This is a genomic window from Crocosphaera watsonii WH 8501 (assembly GCF_000167195.1).
GTDB lineage: Bacteria > Cyanobacteriota > Cyanobacteriia > Cyanobacteriales > Microcystaceae > Crocosphaera > Crocosphaera watsonii.
Map to the genome: position 1 here is coordinate 1 of NZ_AADV02000255.1, position 4,047 is coordinate 4,047.

A 4,047-nucleotide genomic window follows, 5' to 3' on the forward strand; every position below is an offset into this window, starting at 1 on the left:
TTTTATGTGAATTTTTTCCCTTTAAGGGCGTTTCCCCAAAAATGATTTTTGGAAATTTTGGGCTCAAAATAAAGTTTTGCCCGGGTGGAAAGGTTTATGAAATTAGGTTCAAGTTCCATTAAATTCCGTAAGACGGACTTAAATTTCTTTAATTTTAATCAAGCATTGTACCTCCCCATTCGCCAGGTGAGAGTGGGGAATCTGGGTTTTTTTTTGGTTCAACGTTTTAGTTATTTGGGGATTCTTGACAACCCCCTGTAATAGTCGGAGGGCTTTTTTTTCCACTCCAAGGGCCCAAATAATTAATGTGGTTGGGGGGTCAAATTTTTCAGTTGGTCTAAGTTACAGTTTTTCCACAACCACTCCTGTATAAGCACCTGTAGCGTAATCAGGGGGATGATTTCTTGAGCGAGGACTGGCGGTTTCTAGGGAACCATAAAATAAACGAGTGCTTTTAAGATCAGCCCCTTGAAGATTAGCATCGTAGAAGATGGTACGAGATAGGTTGGCTTTAACGAGATCACAACCGCTTAAATTAGCGCGAACGAGATTGGCTTCACTTAAATCTGTCCAGCGTAAATCTTGATTAGATAAATTGGCACCGGCTAACATCACCCCTAAATTAATAACTCGAACACCATAGGCTCGATCTTCGGCATAACCACCAATCCCGTCTAACATGGGTCTTCCCAGACGGCTATCTCGCATTAATGGGGTTAATAGTCGTGATTGAGATAGAAAGCGTAAAATTTTCGCTTTCCCTATGCCATCAACACTACTGAGAATGGCGGCGGTTCTTCCTTCAGCGATGGAACGTTCTTGGGGCCAATCTTCTAACATTCCTTCTCCGTTCAAAACTAAATCGGAAACACCCTGAAAATAGGTGTCAATAGTTTGTTGTTGCGTAATCCGGTTTTGCTGTAGGGTTAGGTCTTTGGAGATTACGTACTGAGCCCAGGCAACATATACGGCTAAAATAGCGATCATAATCTGCCCTAAAGCCCCAACCCACTCGGCCCAAGAACCAAACTCATCGTATTTGAACTGATTGAGCCAGTTACGAATAATTTGATAAATGCCTAAATAGTAGAAAACCCCTGCTAAGGACATGGTAAAAACGCTAAATCCAATTAGGGTTTCCCTTTCTTCTGGTGTCAGATACCTGAGAAACCAATTTTGAATAGAGGGAAAAATGACTCTTAATGACAAAATTAAGGATACTATGGCACCAGTTAGACCGATCCAGGGTAAGTGTAAAAGTAAACCTATTCCCATCACACCAACGGCCGTTAAGAGTAGCCAGGAGTTAGAAGACTTAACTTCTTGAAGATATAAGGGTTTTACTGCCTCTTGAGAAGAGTTTAGATTTACAGGTGATATAAGTTGAGGTGAGGAGTTAATCTCTTCTTTGCCGTTAGCTTCTGAGGATGAAACAGAAGAAGACTCAGGAGGGCTCGTCATATATTTTATTGATATTATTATGGGCTGCTTTGATTTTAGCGTTGAATGAGACTACAAAGATTCTTGATTTGCCCTATACCCTCCATTCAAACCATTGGGTGTTAGTTGAGACGATCAACAACTTTTCCCCAGTCTTGCCAAATTTCACCGATGATTTCCAGTTCTTGTACAGTCAGTGTTTTAGCTGCTTGTTCGGCTTTTTTTTGACACACACCAGCTTTAACCAATTGCTTTTGATAAGATTGCTGTAGTTGTTCACAAGTCATTGTTTTATCCTTTTGAATTATTGATAATGATTACTGATTATCAGTTTAAAGGGTGTATGTTAGCTTTCGTGTTAGCTTTCGTGTCAGCTTTCATCTATCGTCAACAATAAAATCCATAAATCTCCAACCAACCTTAAAGTTCCCCAACAGTTGCTACATTATTAGTATTTATTTACAATACTTTACAGAAAGCTCTATCTTCTGATATCCCTCATGAAAAGCAACAACCAAAACGAAGGAAAATTTGGCTTCACAGGCTACGCTGAAAACTGGAATGGCCGCTTAGCTATGATTGGCTTTGTTTCGGCTTTAATCGTAGAATTGGTAACTGGTCAAGGGGTATTACACTTTTGGGGCATACTGTGACGTACTCCTACACTGACGCAAGGCGTACAGTGTAGGCTTCTCAAGATCACTCTTGAGTATTCCTAGATCGGCACTTATCTAGCCAGTCCCAGACTGACCCCGACAGATCGCCATTACTAGGCAGTTTCCTTTCCGCATCGTCCATGCGTACGAATTGAACTGAACCCAATCCTCGTTGCAAAAGAACTTCTGCTGCGGCATGATCTCTTGTGGTTTGATAATTGCATTCAGGACAAATATATTGGCGTTGAGATAACGGTTTTTTGCCTGTGTGAGTCCCACAATTAGGACAAATTTGACTACTGTATTTGTGGTCAACTTGAGCAAAAAACTTATCTCGTTTCCAACAAACCCACTTTAATATTGTTCTGAATTGCCCAAAACCACCATCAAGCATTGACTTACCAAGAAAGCCTTTAGCTGATATTCCAAAGTCAATGTCTTCGACAAAGATCATGTCACCTTGGTCACATAATTGATGAGCAACTTGAAAATGAAAGTTTTTACGATAATTGGCTATTTTATGATGAAGTTTAGCCACTCCAATTTGTTCTTTTTCCCAGTTTTTAGACCCTTTCTTTTTTCGAGATGCTTTACGTTGTAGTTCTTTCAACCGACTTTGTAACTCTCGAAAAAATCTAGCAGGTTTAATCGTGAAATTGTCTGAAGTGGTGAGAAAATTCTCAAGCCCAATGTCTATGGCAAGTCCTCTACCTTTCGGTAAAGGATTGGGTACTTCGACATTAGATTGAACAGTTATTACAACGTGCCATTTTGTTCCTCTAGCCCTTGATAATACCCTGACTTGTTTAATTACAAAACCTTCTGGAATAGGTCTATGAAGTTCAATTAAAACTGAGCCTATTTTTGGAAGTTTTATCTGATAACCACCCCTCCAACTCCCCTCCTGGGAGGGGAGTTGGAGGGGTGGGTTTTTGAACTGAGGGAACAAAAATGAACGAAACTGTCCATATTTTTTAAATCTTGGGAATCCGAAACCCCGTTTCTTAAACGCTTCCCAAGTGTTGTGCATCCTTTTGACTACATCTTGAGTTACTTGAGAATGAACTGCTTTAAACCAAGGATTTTCTTTTTTCCATTGAGTTAATTGGCGTTTTTGTTCAAGGTAACTTGGGAACGGTAGATCGGCTGGCACAATATATTCTTGCTTTAATGAACACCTATCAATAGGGCATTTCTTCCCATTCAACCAAGTCTTTAAATCTCGCAAACAACGATTATAAAGTCGTCTGCAAGTCTCTAGCCAGTCAAGCATCATAGCTTCCTGGTCAGCACTTGGATAAATTCGGAAGGTCATGTTCATTGTTAGCATACAGCAATTCTAGCACAATTTTATAACCCAGATTCCGCACTTCAAAATGTAGTATAAAAAAAATACATAGTTTTAAAAAGTCCGAAAATCATACCTGGGCAAGAATATTTCTCTTTTCATTAAATTTTTAGGAAAAATAATCAAATTAAGAAGATTTATACTCATTGAAAACTTAGCAAGACTCAGCACAAACGAAGGAGAGTTTCCTCTTCTCATTTGATATCATTAGACTCTTATTCTTTTATTATTTTTGCTTTATTCAATTCAATTCATAGATAATATCTTTGACAAGATGCAGGTAATAAACTCAATATAAAACGCCTTTCTTCTGTTAAATTGACAATTTGTTTAACTCCGTTTAAAATCACATAATGAATACCTTGAAAACATTGAAATATCCACCTCAAAGTCGGACGCAATGTTACTTTCCCTACTTGATTATTTATTCCTTTTTTGACTCTTTTTAAACAATTTCTTAATTCTCTTTGCCCCAAGTTATAAACTCAACAAACACAAAAGACATTAAAAATAACATTGTTTCTATTCTTTCTGGTTTTTCAACGAAGAAACTATCAGTAACAATAAGGGATCTTCAAAAATCGAAATCTCTTTCGTAGATTA

The 4,047-nt window shown here is 38.3% G+C and carries 3 protein-coding genes and 2 pseudogenes; 1 reads left to right on the forward strand and 4 read right to left on the reverse strand.

Going from position 1 to position 4,047, the window contains the following annotated elements; genetic code table 11:
- Window positions 1–226: 226 nt before the first annotated feature.
- Together CWATDRAFT_RS30180 and CWATDRAFT_RS39030 are read right to left on the reverse strand one after the other, a co-directional pair.
- A pseudogene (locus tag CWATDRAFT_RS30180) lies at window positions 227–1,461 on the reverse strand (pentapeptide repeat-containing protein).
- A gap of 101 nt (window positions 1,462–1,562) precedes the next feature.
- Window positions 1,563–1,727, reverse strand: a complete 165-nt coding sequence (locus CWATDRAFT_RS39030; RefSeq protein ID WP_007313198.1) for a hypothetical protein — start codon at window positions 1,725–1,727, stop codon at window positions 1,563–1,565.
- Between the two features lie 213 nt (window positions 1,728–1,940).
- On the opposite strand from CWATDRAFT_RS39030, the gene CWATDRAFT_RS30185 reads away from it, so the two are divergent.
- Window positions 1,941–2,093 carry a chlorophyll a/b-binding protein gene (locus tag CWATDRAFT_RS30185; protein ID WP_007308517.1) on the forward strand — a complete coding sequence of 51 codons (153 nt, stop codon included), beginning with the start codon at window positions 1,941–1,943 and terminating at the stop codon, window positions 2,091–2,093.
- 46 nt (window positions 2,094–2,139) lie between these two features.
- On the opposite strand, the gene CWATDRAFT_RS30190 is transcribed toward CWATDRAFT_RS30185, so the two are convergent.
- Both CWATDRAFT_RS30190 and CWATDRAFT_RS30195 read right to left on the reverse strand, forming a co-directional pair.
- A complete protein-coding gene (locus CWATDRAFT_RS30190) occupies window positions 2,140–3,426 on the reverse strand; it encodes an RNA-guided endonuclease InsQ/TnpB family protein (RefSeq protein ID WP_042712921.1) in 1,287 nt (428 codons plus the stop codon).
- Window positions 3,427–3,695: 269 nt separating this feature from the next.
- A pseudogene (locus CWATDRAFT_RS30195) lies at window positions 3,696–4,047 on the reverse strand (IS1634 family transposase); the annotation flags it as partial.